The 18,051-nt window shown below is 39.9% G+C and carries 17 protein-coding genes; 1 reads left to right on the top strand and 16 read right to left on the bottom strand.

The annotated features are described in order from the left end of the window. Nucleotides 1–86 precede the first annotated feature (86 nt). Complete coding sequence (locus tag G631_RS0100580) at nt 87–950, top strand: AraC family transcriptional regulator (RefSeq protein WP_026487764.1); 864 nt, start codon at nt 87–89, stop codon at nt 948–950. Here the strand turns inward: G631_RS0100580 and G631_RS0100575 are convergent. From G631_RS0100575 to G631_RS21495, 16 genes are all read right to left on the bottom strand, one after another. Continuing rightward, a complete protein-coding gene (locus G631_RS0100575; RefSeq protein ID WP_026487763.1) occupies nt 939–3,506 on the bottom strand; it encodes a PEP/pyruvate-binding domain-containing protein in 2,568 nt (855 codons plus the stop codon). The genes G631_RS0100580 and G631_RS0100575 overlap by 12 nt on opposite strands. 124 nt (nt 3,507–3,630) lie before the next feature. After that, nucleotides 3,631–4,182, bottom strand: a complete 552-nt coding sequence (locus tag G631_RS0100570) for an NAD(P)H-dependent oxidoreductase (protein WP_035789077.1) — start codon at nt 4,180–4,182, stop codon at nt 3,631–3,633. Nucleotides 4,183–4,292: 110 nt separating this feature from the next. Then, complete coding sequence (locus G631_RS0100565) at nt 4,293–4,775, bottom strand: hypothetical protein (protein WP_026487761.1); 483 nt, start codon at nt 4,773–4,775, stop codon at nt 4,293–4,295. 137 nt (nt 4,776–4,912) lie between these two features. After that, complete coding sequence (locus G631_RS0100560) at nt 4,913–5,743, bottom strand: polysaccharide deacetylase family protein (RefSeq protein WP_035789076.1); 831 nt, start codon at nt 5,741–5,743, stop codon at nt 4,913–4,915. Nucleotides 5,744–5,774: 31 nt separating this feature from the next. Continuing rightward, the gene (metA, locus tag G631_RS0100555; protein ID WP_026487759.1) at nt 5,775–6,746 is read right to left on the bottom strand and encodes a homoserine O-acetyltransferase MetA; all 972 of its coding nucleotides are present in this window, start codon (nt 6,744–6,746) and stop codon (nt 5,775–5,777) included. A gap of 74 nt (nt 6,747–6,820) precedes the next feature. After that, the gene (gene ligA / locus G631_RS0100550) at nt 6,821–8,848 is read right to left on the bottom strand and encodes an NAD-dependent DNA ligase LigA (RefSeq protein ID WP_035789075.1); all 2,028 of its coding nucleotides are present in this window, start codon (nt 8,846–8,848) and stop codon (nt 6,821–6,823) included. Between the two features lie 68 nt (nt 8,849–8,916). Continuing rightward, on the bottom strand, nt 8,917–9,627 hold the full coding sequence (locus G631_RS0100545; RefSeq protein WP_026487757.1) for a pseudouridine synthase: 711 nt from the start codon (nt 9,625–9,627) through the stop codon (nt 8,917–8,919). A gap of 93 nt (nt 9,628–9,720) precedes the next feature. Continuing rightward, on the bottom strand, nt 9,721–10,590 hold the full coding sequence (locus tag G631_RS0100540) for an adaptor protein MecA (protein ID WP_026487756.1): 870 nt from the start codon (nt 10,588–10,590) through the stop codon (nt 9,721–9,723). A gap of 73 nt (nt 10,591–10,663) precedes the next feature. Next, nucleotides 10,664–11,674, bottom strand: coding sequence for a hydrogenase expression/formation protein HypE (hypE, locus tag G631_RS0100535; RefSeq protein WP_026487755.1), 1,011 nt, complete (start codon nt 11,672–11,674; stop codon nt 10,664–10,666). 80 nt (nt 11,675–11,754) lie between these two features. Then, entirely contained in the window at nt 11,755–12,801 is a 1,047-nt protein-coding gene (gene hypD / locus G631_RS0100530) for a hydrogenase formation protein HypD (RefSeq protein ID WP_026487754.1), read from the bottom strand. Nucleotide 12,802: 1 nt separating this feature from the next. Then, nucleotides 12,803–13,021 carry a HypC/HybG/HupF family hydrogenase formation chaperone gene (locus tag G631_RS0100525; RefSeq protein WP_026487753.1) on the bottom strand — a complete coding sequence of 73 codons (219 nt, stop codon included), beginning with the start codon at nt 13,019–13,021 and terminating at the stop codon, nt 12,803–12,805. Continuing rightward, nucleotides 12,994–15,381, bottom strand: a complete 2,388-nt coding sequence (gene hypF, locus G631_RS17550; protein WP_051196680.1) for a carbamoyltransferase HypF — start codon at nt 15,379–15,381, stop codon at nt 12,994–12,996. Before hypF ends, G631_RS0100525 begins: the two co-directional genes overlap by 28 nt. Next, nucleotides 15,381–15,896, bottom strand: coding sequence for a 4Fe-4S dicluster domain-containing protein (locus G631_RS19780; protein WP_051196678.1), 516 nt, complete (start codon nt 15,894–15,896; stop codon nt 15,381–15,383). Before G631_RS19780 ends, hypF begins: the two co-directional genes overlap by 1 nt. Nucleotides 15,897–15,943: 47 nt before the next feature. Continuing rightward, complete coding sequence (locus G631_RS0100510; RefSeq protein ID WP_026487752.1) at nt 15,944–17,026, bottom strand: hydrogenase large subunit; 1,083 nt, start codon at nt 17,024–17,026, stop codon at nt 15,944–15,946. 13 nt (nt 17,027–17,039) lie between these two features. Continuing rightward, a complete protein-coding gene (locus G631_RS0100505; RefSeq protein WP_026487751.1) occupies nt 17,040–17,372 on the bottom strand; it encodes an NADH-quinone oxidoreductase subunit C in 333 nt (110 codons plus the stop codon). Then, complete coding sequence (locus G631_RS21495; RefSeq protein WP_026487750.1) at nt 17,372–18,040, bottom strand: NADH-quinone oxidoreductase subunit B family protein; 669 nt, start codon at nt 18,038–18,040, stop codon at nt 17,372–17,374. Before G631_RS21495 ends, G631_RS0100505 begins: the two co-directional genes overlap by 1 nt. Nucleotides 18,041–18,051 lie beyond the last annotated feature (11 nt).

The following is an 18,051-nucleotide window of genomic DNA, read 5'->3' as shown; positions in this document are numbered from 1 at the left end:
CTAATATGCATTCTATCAACTATCTATGATAAAAAACATGAACAAAGGTGTATAATATATGCACATTCTTACCAATTGGAGCACCTATGTATATAAACTACGGAAACTATCAGGAAGATATTCAGGAAGGCTATATAAACAAAAGCGTACCTTTATGGATCAATAGCTGTGGAACATATAAGCTAATTACCAAAAAAGAGATGCCTACATTCAGGCCAAAGGGGAGGCTGGATTACCAGCTCATATATATACATTCCGGATGCGGTCATTTTATATTTGAAGGCTCCAATAATGTGACTGTCTCTGCAGGAAACATAGTAATATACCGTCCTGCCGAGACACAGAACTATATTTACTACGGAAACGATACGCCAACCGTGTATTGGATTCATTTCTCCGGTGCCGAAATAGATAATCTGCTCAGAAGGCATGGTCTAGAACCAGACGGCAGAGTTCTGTCCGTAGGTGTAAGCGGAGAATACGTCCAACTTTTTAATAAGATCATTCTTGAATTGCAATTAAAAAGGGACTTCTATGCCACACAAACAGCTATCCTTTTCATGCAAATCTTAATCCTTATGGGAAGAATAAATAGAAGTGGCGAACACAGTATACTTGCAACAGATCGTCTCGAGATTGAACATGCTACAGATTATTTTCACGAGCATTACCATGATCAGATCTGTATAGAAACATACTTAAAAAATAATAACATCGGTAAAAATGCCTTTTTCCATAAGTTCAAGGCATTAACCGGTGTTACTCCTCTGCAATACGTTCTAGATATAAGGCTGTCCACCGCCAAAAGATTATTGGAAAATACTGACTATTCCATATCAGATATAGCTACAATTGTCGGATATGACAACGCTCTTTATTTTAGCAGACTATTTCATAAACACGTCGGAATTTCCCCTCGAGAATACCGCTCAGTACATTTATTTTTTTAATAACAGATGGTTCTGTTCCAGGTCATAAAAAAGAGTACACTCAGCTTCTTCCATGTCATAAACTTTTACGATCTCTTTGTCACTTTCACGGTCAACAAAATCTAAGATTATGTTTCTATAACCGGTAAACTTATCGGGTGAAAAGCTACGTGTCTGGTCATTAGCAAATACGGCTGTATATAAAATATCAGCCTCAACAAGGTCTTGGAAAATATGGCTTCCATAAGAAAGCTCTGGATTATACCCAGCTTCCTTCTCCTCCACTTCACATACCACTTCAAATTCACTAATATCAGAAAAAGACGTTGGAACTCCAAGTTCAGGTGATGAAGTGCCAATACGTCCTGGAACAATCAGCATCATGTGTCTTTTCTGCCCTCTGAATGTCCAGTTCACCTTACCAATAATTCTCGCTATTCGTGTTTTATCTGCGTAAGGCATGTTATAGTATGCCTTAGGATCCACATAAACTACTATATCTATGGAAACGCTTCTTGAAAGCCCCATTGAAGATCCTACACTTTCAAGAATAATGTCCTCTTTAGGAATCTCAGGCACTGATACATTCACTGTATCCTTAGCTACCTGAAGGGGTCTGCATTGTAAAAGATTTATAGAATATTCCCCATTCTCAGAAAGATTCATAGTAAACTCAATATCAACAGGATGTTCATATTCCTGCTGGATTAACTGCATAAGCCTTTGCATCTGCGACATTATTATTTGTTTTTTGACAAGCCCTCTACAGGATATAAACCTTACATCTCGATAGATTCCTCGTTCCTTTAATGAATTCTCAACCTCATAATCATGCTCAAGAAGAGTATTGATCAAATACATCGGCATTTTGCCTTCTATGTCCCTAAGCTCTAGGCGTTTCAATACATGATCACTTACGTCCATAGCCTCTACTGCCCTCTGTGAGAATTGGTGCTTCTCTGCTATTGTAACGGATGAAGTAGCCTCCGGCATATCAAGACTCACAAGTCGTGGGTATGATCCCATTGTCCTATCAACAGCTGATGTTCCAAGTCCCATTACTAGTCGCAGCATTCCGGCTTTTTGATCTATTCCTGCAAGGAATTTGTATGGACTGTAGGAGTAGCCAACTCCTGCAGCACACGGCATATAGTAAGGACCATAATAAGACCCCGATACTCTCTGAATAAGCAGTGCCATCTGTTCATCTCTTTTATCCAAACCTCTTCTTTTTCTGTAATCAAGCGCAGAAAGACTCATAGTACTGGCATATACAGTTCTTATGGCATTCTCAAATTCATCTAGTCGCTCTTCTAAAGTTCCTCTGTTAGCACAAAATACAGATTCATACTTTCCGGCGAAGGCATTTCCAAAACCATCCTCCAGAATACTGCTGGAACGTACGATAAAAGGATCCTGTCCATAGTACTCAAGGATGTGCTTAAACTGTGTCTGAAGATCCTCAGAAAAAGAACCCTGCTTCAATTTTTCTGCAAACTCATCAGCCAGCGAAAAATATTCTTCATCAGTTCTCTGGCGTATACGCATATCCCAAAATTCATTGTCTACAATATAGGTATAATAAACATCCGAGCCCACAAAGAATGAATCGTGAGGTTCAAGTACTTCATTTATCTCCTGACTCATGTTTCGGATTATTGCCCTGGCAAGGAGCATACCACAGGATTTACCACCAATAAGCCCGGTTCCTATCATATGATTTCTGACTGCAAAATAGTCCTTTGGCTTAAAATGCTTTTTTACCATTAGCCTCATCTTCTCATCTCTGGTCATCATGATATTACACATAATATTGCAGGAATCAGTCAAATCCATATTGCTTTCAAACTGCATCTTAGCAGTGTTAAAAAACTTGTCCCAAAAATCAATGTACTGATCTTCTCCGGGTCTCTGACAATCGTCCAGAAGCTGATAGAAACGGCTTGACTGAACTCCATCCAAAATTGGTCTAAATGTCCTCTTCTCCTTTTGGTAAATATGTGGAAGGAACATGGTCTCTGAATTTCTGTTCCAAACCTTCTCCGGACGGACATATACATTTTTTGCATCAGAATACACATCAAGAAATAGCTGCGTTGTATTTAAGATTTTGTTTATTGCATGAAAGGAGTGCTTTCCCCTAATTATTGGAAAGAATGCAACAGTATCAAGAATAAACAAAAATGGACATGTCACTCTGAAGAAATTACCCATCATAAGATCAGTAGCCCAACGTATCTGAAGTTCTGACAGGCAATCGAAAACATAAAAAGCGTCCTTTCCCTCTTTTTCAATAACATTATGAATATCTACGGTAAACGTCTCAAAACGATGAGTCAGAGGCACAGAATATGTCTTTACTTCAGGACAGTCTTCAACTAATGGCTCATGGCTGGCAAATCTGAAATATATAATATTCCGACCGTCTTTTTTAGCCTGTTCTACATAAGGATCTACGAACAGCTTAAACTCTGCAAGGTCAGAAACTCTGAAAACAACATTGTCTCCAAGTCTTATGTTATCAAGAGCTTTATCCATTTCCGGAATTCCAGATAATACTCGTTCAAATGCAGCCATGACTCTTTCCTCCTGTCTTTATTACAAGTTCATTAATGGAAAAAGGCAAAGACCACCATCATCTCTGAAAGCGTCTTTGCCTCTAAACAATAGGATATCACATTTTTAGTTTTTTATTTTACACTCACCATTCTCTCCTTATAGCTTCATCCATGATGGCCTCTACATCTGCCCCTGCAATATCCAGACCGACTGCCTTAAATATTTCCACATTATCTATCCCGTAGAAATTCTGAGCAAGTGTTTTTATATAGCCAAATCCAAACTCCAACGGAACAAAGCTTCCACCTGCCGTCGTAACATAATAAAGCTTATTTGCTCTGCATAAGCCTTTGGGAATTCCTTCAGATGTGTATTCAAAGGTAACTCCAAGCACATTTATGGCTTCAATATACTGTTTCAACATAGCCGGAAAAGACAAATCCCAGAAAGGCGCTGCAATCACAATAGTATCTGCTACTGCAAACTGCCTGGCTAAGGCAAACATATCATCGTCAAACAATCCTTGAGATATCAGATCATCTCTCTTTTTCAGGTAAGCCTCATCTGTCACATCAAAAGAAATCTTCTCCAGCGCTATATGAACAGTCTCATCATTTAGTTTTGACAGCAGAGCCTCCGCAAGCTTTTTCGTCCTAGAATGTGTTCTAACACATGCATCTACAAATAAAATCATATTACTCACCCGCTTCGACCGACCATTTCTACTACAAATTTTAGTCAAAACGAGCTGTATGACAGTAAATATACCATCATACAGCTCGTCAAATATCTTAGTGTATCTAATTATTTAAGCTTAGCATTAAGCTTCTCGATTGCATCCTCATGTCTCTGGATTGCAAAGGTTGCTGATTTGATCCTAAGCTCAGTATTCATACGTTTCTTATGAATTTCATTTCTCTTAACATAGTACTCGTAGATAGCTTCATCAGAAACTTCAAGGAATTTATCAGCAATGCAGCCAGGAAGAACAAACTTCTTGACTACGTCTTTGAATTTAACCTCAATATATTTGCCATCCTGAGTAATAACCTGGCCTTCACCAAACTTCTTGTGAGAAACCTTCATCTTAAGCGCAGATTTCTCACCAAGAGCTTCCTCTTCTTTGTCCAGATCACTCAAAGCAGCTGCAAGATCTTTCTGCTCAGTTTTGAGCTCCTCGATCTTATTAGAATTCTCTTCAAGCATTTCCTTAGTCTTTTTAGTTGGCTTTTTCTTGGTATCAGTGCTTTTTACTTCAACTTCTTCGTTATCCATACTAAGGCCCATAATAAAAGTCTCCTTGTTAAAAAACACAAATAAATTATCGACTTAACAATAATATTTTATCGTATTTCACAGCAAAAGACAAGCCGAAGGCTCGCACAAAAAGCTTGAAAACACGGTATTTTTCTATAATAAAAATATTAAATTTCTGTATATTTTCCTGGAAGTAACTCTACTGCTTTCTTATCTACTTCAATCCAAACAGGAATTGCACTAGGATTATAAGCAAATGTTCCATCTACAGAAACCTGGATTCTGTCAGAAGCATCCATATAGTCAACTATGTCAATATTAGTTGCATACCAGATATCTTCATGTCTTCCGATATCCTTGGCAAATTTCTCCATGATTTCCCAATTATTATCTCTGTCAAACTCATAACTGTGTCCCCATACATAGAACATCTGCAGGTACTGAGTTTTATGGAATTCAGAAAAGGCCTTAGTAAGTCTTTCTAAGTTTGAATCTCCATGTCTGCAGGTAGGATTCCATCTAAGGAAATCTGAAGGCATGTCAAATGAAAGTGTCTGATTTACAGTGCGGGCGTGAACTATTCCGCAGCTCTTAAATACATCAACAACCTTGTCATCAAAAGAGCCATTAGGATAAGCCATTCCTCTTACAGTTCTGCCTAATATCTTTTCAAGCATTCTTCTGTCCTCGAGCACCTGCTGAGCTATCTGTTCTCTAGGGCATCTGGCGATTGTAGGATGTGTAAAAGTATGACATGCGACTTCATGACCTTCGTAAACATCTTTTATCTCTGAAAGAGGTATATGCTCCTGATAGAATTCTGTAAAAGGAGCATTTTCAAGACCACCATTAAGGTTAAAGGTGCCTTTAAGTCCATATTCATTAAAAAGTGCTACAAGTCTCTTATCTGGGATCTTCCCATCATCATAGCTAAGCGTCAGTACTTTGTGTTTACCCTCAGGAAATGCAGTATATATATTTCTCAGCTTCTTATCCATTTTTCAATTTCCTTTTCTATAATGATTTTTTTCATCCTTCTACTCTTTTAGTAAGTGTCTTGGAGGCAAGCTTTATCTTTTCCTCATCAAGAATCTGCCCCCATTTATAAGGAGTATTCTGATATACATAATAGTTAAGCCAGTTTGTGTATAGGTTATTGGCATGTGAGCGCCATAAAAGATCTGGCCTCTTATCAGGATCATTATCAGGATAATAATTTTCAGGAACATGAATATCAAGGCCCTTGGAAAGGTCTCTTCTATACTCACTATCAAGGGTTAATCTGTCGTATTCTGCATGTCCCATTACAAATATCTGACTACCAGATTTATTCATACACAGGAATATTCCAGCTTTTTCTGATTTAGCAAGTACAACAAGGTCTTCACATTTTTCTATATCCTGTGTGGGGGTCTCTGTGTGTCTTGAATGAGGCATATAAAAAGTATCATCAAATCCTCTTACAAGAGGCACTTTTCTGTTCATCACACGGTGCTTAAATATTCCAAAGAGTTTCTCATCTAGGGGCTTTTTGTTAATGCCATAGTGATAATATAATCCTGCCTGTGCCCCCCAACAGATATGAAATGTGGAAGTCACGTTGGTCTTGGACCATTCAAACACTTTGCAAAGCTCATCCCAGTAGTCTACCTGTTCAAAGTCCATCTGCTCAACAGGCGCACCTGTGATAATAAGTCCGTCATAGGTGTTATCCTTAAGTTCATCGAATGTGTTATAAAATCTGTTCAAATGGTTAGGTGATGTATTGCTGGAATGATGGGAGCTCATTTGCATAAAGGATACATCAATCTGCAGCGGTGTATTTGACATGGATCTTAGTAGCTGAAGCTCTGTATCCTCCTTAAGAGGCATCAGGTTAAGGATACAGATCTGAAGAGATCGGATGTCCTGGTGAAGCGCTCTGTTCTCATCTACAGCAAATATATTTTCCTGTTCAAGTATTTCCCTTGCAGGAAGATCATTTTGAATTTTAATTGGCATGTTACAACCACCTCACACATATAAAATCTAGTAATTATCTATTATATCAGCATTGAGCATTATGAATAAGTGATTTATTTAAGCATTTCTAGAAATTCTGCTTCTGTAATAACCTTAATACCAAGATCCTGAGCCTTTGTAAGCTTACTACCAGCTGCTTCTCCAGCCAGAACAAGGCTTGTTTTCTTGGATACGCTTCCAGATGCCTTTCCACCATTTTTAACTATAAGCTCTTCTGCCTCTTTTCTTCCAAGTGTAGGAAGAGTTCCTGTGACAACAATTGTCATTCCTGAAAGCTTATCTGAGGCGTCTTCATCAGGAGTAACTTCCATATTAAGGCCAAGAGACAGCATTTTTTCCAAAATATGGAGATTATTCTCGTCATGGAAAAACTCATAAAGATCATTAGCTGTAGTTTCTCCAATATCTGGTATTTGTAAAAAGCCTTCTCTCGTAACCTTAGCAAGATCCATTAGATTATTAAAATGCTTCATGATCTCTCTGGCTGTTGATTTTCCTACGTTTCTGATTGCAAGACCAGTAAGGAGGCGAACAGGATCATTTTCCTTACTCTTTTCGATTTCTCCAAGAAGCTTTTCTGTATTCTTAACTTTTCCGATTATGCCCTTTTCAATAAGTTCTTCCTTGTGTTCATAAAGAGTGTAAATATCAGCGTAGGTCTTAAGATAGCCTTCAGATACAAGTGCATCTACAAGTGTATCTCCAAGTCCCATGATATTCATGGCATCTCTACTTGTAAAATATGCAATGGTTCTTGTAACCTGTGCAGGGCATGTTGGATTTATACATCTGATATCTGCTGTATCCTCTTCTCTTACAAGGACAGAGCCGCAAACAGGGCACTTTTCAGGAGCCTTATAAACGATTTCAGGAGCCCTTACGCAACCATTTAGTTTTGGAATGATCTCGCCACTCTTAAAGAGCTTGTATTCTCCACCAATACCAATCTGCATCTCGTTTATGTAGTCCTGATTGTGAAGAGTAGCCCTTGATACACTTGTTCCGCAAAGTCTAGCGGGTTTACCAGTTTCTCTGTCGTGGAAGCTACCAGTAAATGTAAGCTTACCAGTTCTGCCTACATCTACTATAATTTCATCCATAACTACGACACGTTCTTCTGGCGGATACTTATAGGCTATATGTCCACTAGAATACTTGGAGCCTGCCGGAAAATCAGATCTCCAATCAGTATGATCAACCTTAATTACCGCACCATCAAGGTCAAAATCAAGTTCTTCTCGCATAGAGCCAATTTTATCGATAGCTGCTATAACCTCAGAAGCCTCACAACATTTTTCGTGATAAACAACAGGAACACCAGCTTTTTCCAGGATATCAAGGCCGCCGCAGTGAGATTCAGTAATTTCTGCCGGACCATCCTGAATATTAAAGATAAACATTCTAAGACCTCTGTCCCTTGTAACTGTAGGATCAAGCTGACGAAGCGTTCCTGCAGCCAGATTTCTTGGATTTGCAGCTATCTTTTTTCCAAGCTTCTCCTGCTCCTCATTAAACTTATCAAAGTTCTCATGAGACATATAAACTTCGCCTCTTAGCTCAAGATAGTCATAAGGGAGGTCGATTACTCTTTTTACATCAGGAATCATAAGAGCATTTGCAGTAACATCCTCTCCAATAAGTCCATCTCCTCTTGTTTCAGCAAGCTCTAAATGAAGCTTATCGTCAGAAGTATCCTTCCTGTATCTTAATGACATACTAAGACCATCTATCTTGATCTCAGCAGAAAATAAAGCCTGTGGGTGAAGAGTGTGAACTTTATTAACCCACTCAATTACAGCTTCCTTGGTAAATACATCTTCAATTGAAAGCATGGGAACATTGTGTGTGATCTTAACTCCAGCTTCTCTCTTGGCAACTCCGCCAATTATCTGACTTGGTGAATCCTTCGATACTAGCTCAGGATAATCTGCCTCATACTTCTTTAATCTGATCATAAGCTGATCATACTCATAGTCTGAGATTTCAGGCTCATCCTGATTGTAATATAGATCCATATGATGCTTTATCTCTTTTACCAGAGCATCATAGGCATTTTTGATTTCATCTGTGATCTGACTCATTTTTCCCCAACCTTTTCGTTTATTATCAGAAGTCAAACTTACTTTTGACACCTGGATTATTAAAATATTCAGGACAGTCTACACTCCCTGTATAGCTTGTCTATTTCAGCCTTTGGAAGTTCTACATATTGGCCGCTTTTCAAATTATAGTCTGAAAGTCTCACAGTCATAACTCTTATTCTCTTAAGAGAAACAACTTCATAGCCAAGAGCCTGACACATACGTCTTATCTGCCTGTTAAGCCCTTGTGTAAGAATAATTTTGAAACTACGCTTTCCGGTCTTTTGAATCTTGCAGCCCCTAGTTGTTCTGTCAAGCTCCTCAAGATAGACTCCGTTAGCCATGCGATTTAGAAAATCGCCGTTTATTTCCCTGTCTACCTCTACCTCATATTCCTTTTCATGCTTATTGGCAGATTTCATCATGGCTTCGATAAGCTTTCCATCGTTAGATAAAAGAAGTAGCCCCTCTGAGTCTTTATCTAGTCTCCCCGCATAGGTTACTCTAGTATGATATTTTATCTCTGAAATTACTGTTCTTTCGGCGTGAGCATCTTTCTCAGTACAGACAACTCCAACAGGCTTGTAGTATGCGAGAACTATTCTAGACTCAACCTTACTGATCACCTTTTTATCAACCTGCACTTCATCCTCAGGCGATACCTGCATTCCAGGGCTTGGAATCACCCCATTTACAAGTACACGACCTGCTGCTATCAGTTTATCCGCTTCTCTTCTGGAACAAACGCCACAAGATGCAATATATTGATTTAATCGCATTTTACTCCAAACCTTTAATTAAGAATCCTATGATATAAAAAGAAGCGGATTAGCTTTAAATCTAAACCGCTTCCAATAATATGCTATAAGCTATCAGCAAACCTTAGAAAGCTCTGAAAGAGCGTTGTCTTTAATGATACACTCAAAATTCTCTTTATAATGGGCAATTACATTTTGATTAGTTGCCTGGAAATGGCCAAACTCATAAGCCATTGTGAAAAGAGCTGCAAAAGCCTTGGGGTCTTCCTCTCCACGAAGAAGATCCAGATAATACTTGCCATCTGTCTCATTCTTATAAAGAGAACTCTTGATCTGAAGATTTGTAGGAGCCTTTCCGCAAAATGAAATAACAGTCCTGATATCATCAAAAGTAAATACATACTCATGGAACTTAAGTCTTGCAGCATCTGAATTCTTGTCAGATGAATTCTCAGGCGCCTTTCTCGTTGCCCCATTGGCTATTGAAGCAGCCTTTTTCCTGCCATCCTCTATAGATGCATTCTGATTGATGATTGCCTTATCATGATTCTCAGCTATACCGCTTTCTTCCATGATATTCTTGACTGAATTAGTAAGCTGCTTAAGACTCTTCAAATACTCATTTAGACGATTAATTCTCTCTTCATCAACAGAATCCCCTATGTCCTCAAGAACATTTTTAGGAATCTTAATTCCTGCCTTGTCTGTGAGATTCTTTAAAATCTCACCAAAAGAAGCAGAAGCATTTTCAGATAATGTAAGCGATATTGAATGGTCTGGAAGAACAGTAATCTGCATTGGCATAAAAGAACCTGTTGGCTTGTAATCAACCTCTTCTTCTGCCTTTCTCATAACCTCATGAAGAAAGTCCATAGCTTCCTTCTTTTTCTCAAAAAGATCCTCGAGCTTGATGCCCTGTTCATCCATATCATCTTCAGTAATGATACAAGTTACTGTATCTTTATTTATTCTCTTAAACTCCATTAAATATATCTATCCTTTCAAAATTCAAAACACAAAAAATCTCTTTTAAAAGTCAAAACATATTGTACAACATTTAGCAAATTCTTGGAAGACCTTCTCCGTACATCAGACCAATTATGCGTTTGCCTCCAATTTTAGTGTTAAGTACCACATTATTATTATCGGCATTTTTCTCATCTTTATGTACCTGGCCAATAATGCAGCAGTTTTCGCCATATTTTGATGATTGTATAAGAGAAACTGCTCTTTGAGCATCGTCCTTATGTACAGAAAGAACCATTTTTCCTTCATTACCCATGTACATTGGATTGAGCCCTAAGATACCGCAAAAATCTCTAACTGCAGCAGATACTGGAATATCTTCCTCATTAAGCTCTATTGAGCACTTTGAAGCTTCGCTAAATTCATTCAAAACAGTTCCAAGACCGCCTCTTGTGACATCTCTCATGGCATGAACACGAATTCCCTCTGAAAGGAGCTTACCTACCATCTCGCACAGAGGCGCTGCATCTGAATGTATATTGGATTCAATGCCCATTCTTGTACCAAGAATAGCTGCATGATGATCTCCGAGATTGCCGGAAATAATGATCCTGTCCTCATCCTGAAGCTTAAATGGTCCAGGAACATCAAGATCATCAGCAATAAAGCCTACTCCGGAAGTATTGATAATAAGACCGCTTTCGCCGCCCTTGTTCTCAATAACCTTGGTATCCCCAGTAATTATCTTAATTCCAGCCTCTCTGGCTGTCTCCGCCATAGAAGCAATTACCTTATCAAGGATCTCAATATCGAGACCTTCCTCTAAGATACAACCACAGGTAAGATACATAGGCTTGGCACCGCTCATAAGTAGGTCATTAACAGTGCCACAAACTGAAAGCCTTCCAATATCTCCACCTGGGAAAAGAACTGGTGTCACCACGAAACTATCAGTAGTAACAGCAAGTTTACCTGATCCTGGAACAACCGCAGAATCCTCGAGTCTATCTAATATTTCATTGTGAAAGTGCTTGGCAAATACATCTCTGATAAGCTTGGATGTAGATTCTCCGCCGCTTCCATGAGCCATTGTAATCTTCATTTTAAAACTCCAAATCCGTTTCTATAGATATCTATATATTTAATACAATAATAATCGTCTTAGTTGTTGCTTGTTATTGCTTATTTGCGGCCTGATACAAAATAGTTGTAGCAGCTTCCCTCAGTAGAAACCATGCATGCTCCATGGGCATTGTCAGGTGTGCAGGCCTTTCCAAATAAAGGACAGTCGCAAGGCTTGATCTTACCAACAAGAACGCTTGCGCAGCAGCATCCAGCCGGCATATGGTCTTCATCCAAAGACATACTACCTGCATCAAACTGACTGTACTCTTCTTTTAAGACCATTCCTGAGCCTTTGATCTTGCCCATACCACGCCAGGAGGCATCAGCAGGCTCAAAGTATTTTTTCACAAGCTCTTTTGCCTTGAGATTTCCCTCTTCAGATACGGCAGCCTTATACATATTCCTGATGCCAGTCTTGCCCTTCATTGAAACCAGCGCATAGATTGTAGCAAGAAGCTGTGGTCCTTCAAAACCAGAAACTACAAAAGGAATTCCAAGCTCCTCTGAAAGCGCCTTGTATTCATCGCTGCCTGTAATGGTTGCCACATGACCAGGTGCAATAAAGCCGTCGATTCCTCCGCCATTTTTCACAACCCATCTGATAACTTCAGGCATTGTCTTAAGAGAAGTAAGGAGCTTCAAGTTCTTCAAATTCTTCTCAATAGCCTTTTCAAGCACTGTTGCGTAAACCGGTGTCGTTGTCTCAAAACCAATTGCCGCAAAAACAAAGGTGTGGGCTGGATCTTCTTCCGCAAGCTTAACTGTCTCCATAGGGGAATACACCATCTTTACATGGGCGCCCTCTCCCTTTGCATCAGCAAGAGACATGTTTGTTCCCTTAACTCTTATTAGGTCACCAAAGGTACAAACAATGGTGTTTTCCTGCATCGAGAGCTCTATAAGCTTGTCAATTACTGCAGTTACAGTAACACATACAGGACAACCTGGCCCTGAAATAAGCTTTATCTTATCAGATAGCATTGAAGGAATGCCGTTTTCAGAGATTGCTGCTGTATGAGTTCCGCAAACCTCCATAATACGGACTTCTTCGCCATCGTATTCCTTCAAAGCCTTGACTATATCCTTAAGTTCTGTATTTGCCATATCAAATAGTGAGTCCTTCTATTTCATTAAAAAGTTCATTCATCTCATGGGCCATCTTGTCATCCATCTTCTGGATTATGCAGCCTGCGTGAACAAGAACATTATCGCCAACACTTACATCAACAAGGCCGGAATCAGCCTTAACAATATTGCCGTTGAAATCAACTGTGGCAATTCTTCCATTCATTTCAATTACTTTTCCGGGAAGTGCAACGCACATATATAACCCTCCTTAAGACTGAGCCAATAAGCCTGGCCCACTGAAATTCCAGCATCTCCCGCTGGAACAAATCTATTACAATATACTTCAAATCCAAGTTTATCAAGCTCAGAAATGGTCTTTGACAGCAAAAGCCTGTTTCCAAAAACTCCGCCGGAGAGACATATCTTTTTCTCAGAAGTCTCCTGACTGACTCTAGCGCAAACCTTGCAGATAGCTGAAACTATTGCCATATGGAAACCATAAGCAAGTTCTTCTCTGGTATATTTGCCACTTTCAAAAGCTTCGCTAATATCCTCAAAGAGTTTAACTTGATCCAGTAACAGACATCCGTCAGCATCTTCTGTGACGTCAAAAGATAAGTCTGCATTTCCACCAGGATAATTCCTGCTTTCATTACTCTCCAAATAGTCCCAGGCTGCCTTTTCGAGAGCTATAGCACATTCTCCCTCGAAGGAATTAGCCTCTTTTATGCAAAGAACCGCACATACCGCATCAAAAAGGCGTCCCATACTGGAGGTCTCGAAGCAGTTAATATTATTTGAAAGAGCTGCCTTTACCAAATCTGTAGTCTTGTCATTTTTGCCTGTTGCATAATGATAACACTCTTTGACAAGTTTTGCATTCTTTGATGCATTATCTCCGCCGCATAGCTTAACATAGGACAAATGGCCTTTTCTGTCAAAATTCTGCCCCTTGCAGTACAGAATTTCTCCGCCCCATACCTTTTTATCTGTTCCAAATCCCGTTCCGTCAAAAGAGATTCCTATGGCGCTTTTTAGAGAATTTTCCGCCATAACGGAAAGAATATGGGCATAGTGATGTTGAACCTGTAAAAGGGGCAAATTTTGCAATTTACAATAGTCTGTAGCCATTCTCACAGACTCATATAAAGGATGCATATCACAAACAACAAATTCCGGATTAAATTTAAAAATATCACGGTACTGACTAATGAGTTTTTTCAGGTTCTCGTTAACTCCGTAGTCCTTCAAATCCCCTAAATACTGAGATGTAAGTATCTTATCCTTGTAGCCAAAAGAGAAAGTGCTCTTCAGATCTCCTCCAAAGGCCAGAACTCTTTTGCCAATTCCAGAGGTGTTTATTGGAAGAGGTACATATCCCCTTGCTCTTCTATTAAAGCAGGTTATTTCCTCTCCGCTATCTGTCTTTACAACAAATACAACAGAGTCGTCCTGAGGCATATTGATGCGTCTTTTATGAGTAAGAACACCCTTAACTGCAGTACTTCCAAAGGCTTCATCAAAGGCCTTATCTTCAGTGATAATAGGTTCATCAGATTTATTGGCACTAGTAACAATCAAAGGTCCACATCCATCGCACAAAAGCCTGTGAGCTCCGGTTGATGGAAGGAAAGCCCCGATATATCTGCTATCCTTGCAGACTTCGTAAGGGAAATCCTTTTTCTTTGTCAAAAGAACTATTGGCCTTGCGCTACTTACAAGCAGTTCCTTTTCTTTATCTGAAATCTGGCAGTACTCAGAAACAGCCTCCACATCTGAGAACATAACCGCAAAGGGCTTCTTCTCACGGCCCTTAATATTCCTTAGCAAAAGAGCTGCCTCATCCGTAGGCTTGCAGATAAGCTGGAAACCTGAAACTCCCTTAAAACCTAAAACAGCGCCATCATTAAGCAGCCTTATAGCTTCGTCTATGGAAGAGTCAAGACCAATTACCTTCTGTACATTTGTATCGCTTGCAGAATCCAGCTCATCACTTACGCCATATAGTTTAAGCTCAACCTGAGGTCCGCAATCAAAACAGGAAATAGTCTGGGCATGTCTCCTTCGCCCTTTTCCATATTCCGCAGCGCATTCAGGGCACATATCAAAATCTATCATAGCTGTGGTATCTCGGTCATAGGGAAGCTTATCAAGAATACTTATTCTTGGACCGCAGGAAGCACAGCTAATAAGCGGATATCTGTATCTTCTATTTGTCTCATCCAACATCTCCGCCATACAGTCATCGCAAATGCCAATATCCGGCAAAAATACAGGAATCTCAGAAGTAAGGTCAATCTCGCCGCTATTTATAATACAAAAACCGGACTCAACAATATCTTTTTTAAGATCAAGGACCTTTAATAAGTCCTCATATTCAATATTATCCAGTTCATTTTTTTCAACACTCAAAATAAAAGCACCTGCTGGATACTCGCGTGACAAATCTGAAGTGAATTCAGAAATTACATTTTCTTCACCAATCGCAAGTATTTCAACAGCTGCCCCAATATTCTTAACATAGCCACGAATTCCATATTCAGTTGCTTTTCTTAGAATAAAGGGGCGATAACCAACTCCTTGTACCGCCCCTTTAACTGTAATCTTAGAAATCATTATTTCTCTTCTGTCTTATTCTCAGACGCTTTTACAGGTGCCTGAGCTGGCGCACCTTGAGCTGGTGCTGTTCCTGTAGCATTTGTTTGTGCTGCCTGAGCTGCCTGTGCTGCTTTTGCAGCTGCAGCAGCTGCTGCACGCTCCTTGGCTGCCTTCATAAGGGCCTCCTGCGCAGCTATAGCTTTCTCAGACTGTTTGAATGTGCGTGTGACCTTCTCTGAACCTGGTTCCTGGAAACGAAGGCCCATAGAAAGACATTTCTTTGGACAGTTATCTACACAACATCTACACTGAATGCAGCTCATTGGTCTGATAGACCAGGTCTTAGCAACCTTATCTACAGTAATAGCATGTGTAGGGCACTTAATGGAGCAAAGTCCGCAAAGTACGCATACATCCATATCATTTTCAACATGTCCTCTTGTACCAGCTGGATATTCCTTCTCAGTTCTTCTGGTCTTTGGCTTAGATACAAGATTATGAAGAATTGTTGATTTAAAACTTGCAAGTGACATCTTTTATCTCCCATCTATTACAACTCATAATATCAAAAGTTGTAATATTACCTTTCTGTACAGCTGATACAAGGATCGATAGTAAGTACAAGAATCGGAACATCAGCAAGGTCGCAGCCCTTAAGAGTCTCAACCATTCCTGGAAGGTTAGAGAATGTGGGGGTGCGGACACGAAGCCTGTCTATAAACTTTGTTCCGTTAGCCTTAACGTAATACAGAGCCTCACCTCTTGGCTGCTCAATACGCATCATGTACTCGCCATTTGGCATTCCCTTAACAGGAACATCTATTTCACCGCCCTTTGGCATCTTGGCGATACACTGGCGGATAATATCAAAGGCCTGGAAAATCTCTTTTATACGGCAATCTGTACGAGCATAAGAATCACCTTCTGTGCTGATGATTGGTTCAAAATCAATATCGCCATATGCACAGTAACCTGTAGTTCTGATATCTCTGTTTACACCACTGGCACGAAGGAAAGGTCCTGCACAGCCGAGAAGGTCAGCCTGTTCTGCAGAAAGATATCCAACACCACGAAGACGAGTCTGTACTGCCTTGTCGTTAAGGAATGGCTTGGCAATAGTCTTAAGATCTTCCTCCATCTTATCAATGCGCTTAGAGAAATCTGCAAGCATTTCATCGGAAACATCTCTTCTGATACCACCTACCTTCATTACGGAAAAGATAACTCGTCCGCCTGTAGATGCCTCAAACATATCAAGAGCATCCTCTCTTAGTCTCCAACAATCCATGTAAAGAGACTCAAATCCAAAAGCATCAGCCAAAAGGCCAAGCCAGAGAAGATGTGAATGTATTCTTGAAAGCTCTGACCAGATTGTTCTAAGGAATTTAGCACGGGCTGGAACATCAATATCCATAATATGCTCAATAGCCTCAGAATAGCCAAGGCCATGACCTAAAGAACAGATACCGCAGATACGCTCTGCAACATATACCATCTCATTAAAATCTTTTTTATCAACCAGCTTCTCAAGACCTCTGTGAATAAAACCGATAGATGGAATAGCTTCTACAACCTTCTCATCCTCAAGTACAAGGTCTAAATGTATTGGTTCCGGAAGAACCGGATGCTGGGGTCCAAATGGAATTACACTTCTAGTAGACATATGGTTCCTCCAATTACTTGAATGGTGTTTCGATCGCTGTACGATAGAACTTACCTTCAAAGTCTAAATTAATCATTTTTATGTTAACACCGAAAAGATCATGCATCTCATTCTCATGAATAAAGGCACAAGGAAACGCACTTGAAATACTTGAAACTTCCTGATCCTCAGAAAGAGTTACCTTGAGCTGTTTAACTTCGTAATCCTTACCAAATGTATATAAAAGCTCATATCCATCAGGAATACGAGTAGCACACTGCTGCATCAAATGGTATCCTGCAAATTTAAGTTTGTGTGCTTCATCCAGAATACTTTCAGGAGCAACATTAGTAAAATCCATATTCATTATTTGTCATCTCCTTTCTCAGTATTAGCAGTAGCCGCGGCCTTAGCTGCTGGTGCAGCCGCAGGAGCCGGCTTAGCAGCTGGAGCAACTGGCTTATTGGATGCCTTTATCTTTTCCTCAGCCTGCTGTCTAAGAGCTTCCTCAGTAAGAACTGCATCATACTGAGTGCTTGGATCATAGTCATCAGCTGTCATATGTACAGCCATCTTGCTGTAGTCAACAGCACAATAACCAACTTTCATAGATTCCTTGAGTTTCTTTCTCTTCTCCTCAAGGATTCCAACTGCCTTGACAACGCCTTCAATCAAGGCTTCTGGTCTTACTGCACATCCAGGAACATATACGTCAACTGGAACAACCTTGTCAGCGCCTCCAAGAATGTTGTAGCACTCCTTGAAAATGCCGCCGTCGCATGCACAGATACCACAGGCAACAACTACCTTTGGATCAGGCATCATGTTGTAAAGCTGCCTGATTACAGGAGCAGTCTGAGCATTAACACCGCCTGTAAGAAGCAAAACATCAGCATGCTTGGGATTTCCAGTATTTATAATACCAAAACGCTCTACATCATAAAGTGGAGTCATTGTGGCAAGAACTTCTATATCACAGCCATTACAGCTGGAGCCATCATAATGTAACACCCAAGGTGATTTAGAAATATTCATCGATCTTCCTA

Source organism: Butyrivibrio sp. XBB1001 (genome assembly GCF_000424505.1).
Classification (GTDB): Bacteria; Bacillota; Clostridia; order Lachnospirales; family Lachnospiraceae; genus Butyrivibrio.
The sequence above is the reverse complement of the archived record's forward strand: the minus strand, read 5'-3'. Positions and strand labels throughout refer to the sequence as shown.

What these genes read in the sequence shown, in the direction of transcription:
- G631_RS0100580 (WP_026487764.1), top strand. Translation starts at nt 87, where the DNA reads ATGTATATAAACTACGGAAACTATCAGGAAGATATTCAGGAAGGCTAT.
- G631_RS0100575 (WP_026487763.1), bottom strand. Translation starts at nt 3,506, where the DNA reads ATGGCTGCATTTGAACGAGTATTATCTGGAATTCCGGAAATGGATAAA.
- G631_RS0100570 (WP_035789077.1), bottom strand. Translation starts at nt 4,182, where the DNA reads ATGATTTTATTTGTAGATGCATGTGTTAGAACACATTCTAGGACGAAA.
- G631_RS0100565 (WP_026487761.1), bottom strand. Translation starts at nt 4,775, where the DNA reads ATGGGCCTTAGTATGGATAACGAAGAAGTTGAAGTAAAAAGCACTGAT.
- G631_RS0100560 (WP_035789076.1), bottom strand. Translation starts at nt 5,743, where the DNA reads ATGGATAAGAAGCTGAGAAATATATATACTGCATTTCCTGAGGGTAAA.
- metA (WP_026487759.1), bottom strand. Translation starts at nt 6,746, where the DNA reads ATGCCAATTAAAATTCAAAATGATCTTCCTGCAAGGGAAATACTTGAA.
- ligA (WP_035789075.1), bottom strand. Translation starts at nt 8,848, where the DNA reads ATGAGTCAGATCACAGATGAAATCAAAAATGCCTATGATGCTCTGGTA.
- G631_RS0100545 (WP_026487757.1), bottom strand. Translation starts at nt 9,627, where the DNA reads ATGCGATTAAATCAATATATTGCATCTTGTGGCGTTTGTTCCAGAAGA.
- G631_RS0100540 (WP_026487756.1), bottom strand. Translation starts at nt 10,590, where the DNA reads ATGGAGTTTAAGAGAATAAATAAAGATACAGTAACTTGTATCATTACT.
- hypE (WP_026487755.1), bottom strand. Translation starts at nt 11,674, where the DNA reads ATGAAGATTACAATGGCTCATGGAAGCGGCGGAGAATCTACATCCAAG.
- hypD (WP_026487754.1), bottom strand. Translation starts at nt 12,801, where the DNA reads ATGGCAAATACAGAACTTAAGGATATAGTCAAGGCTTTGAAGGAATAC.
- G631_RS0100525 (WP_026487753.1), bottom strand. Translation starts at nt 13,021, where the DNA reads ATGTGCGTTGCACTTCCCGGAAAAGTAATTGAAATGAATGGAAGAATT.
- hypF (WP_051196680.1), bottom strand. Translation starts at nt 15,381, where the DNA reads ATGATTTCTAAGATTACAGTTAAAGGGGCGGTACAAGGAGTTGGTTAT.
- G631_RS19780 (WP_051196678.1), bottom strand. Translation starts at nt 15,896, where the DNA reads ATGTCACTTGCAAGTTTTAAATCAACAATTCTTCATAATCTTGTATCT.
- G631_RS0100510 (WP_026487752.1), bottom strand. Translation starts at nt 17,026, where the DNA reads ATGTCTACTAGAAGTGTAATTCCATTTGGACCCCAGCATCCGGTTCTT.
- G631_RS0100505 (WP_026487751.1), bottom strand. Translation starts at nt 17,372, where the DNA reads ATGAATATGGATTTTACTAATGTTGCTCCTGAAAGTATTCTGGATGAA.
- G631_RS21495 (WP_026487750.1), bottom strand. Translation starts at nt 18,040, where the DNA reads ATGAATATTTCTAAATCACCTTGGGTGTTACATTATGATGGCTCCAGC.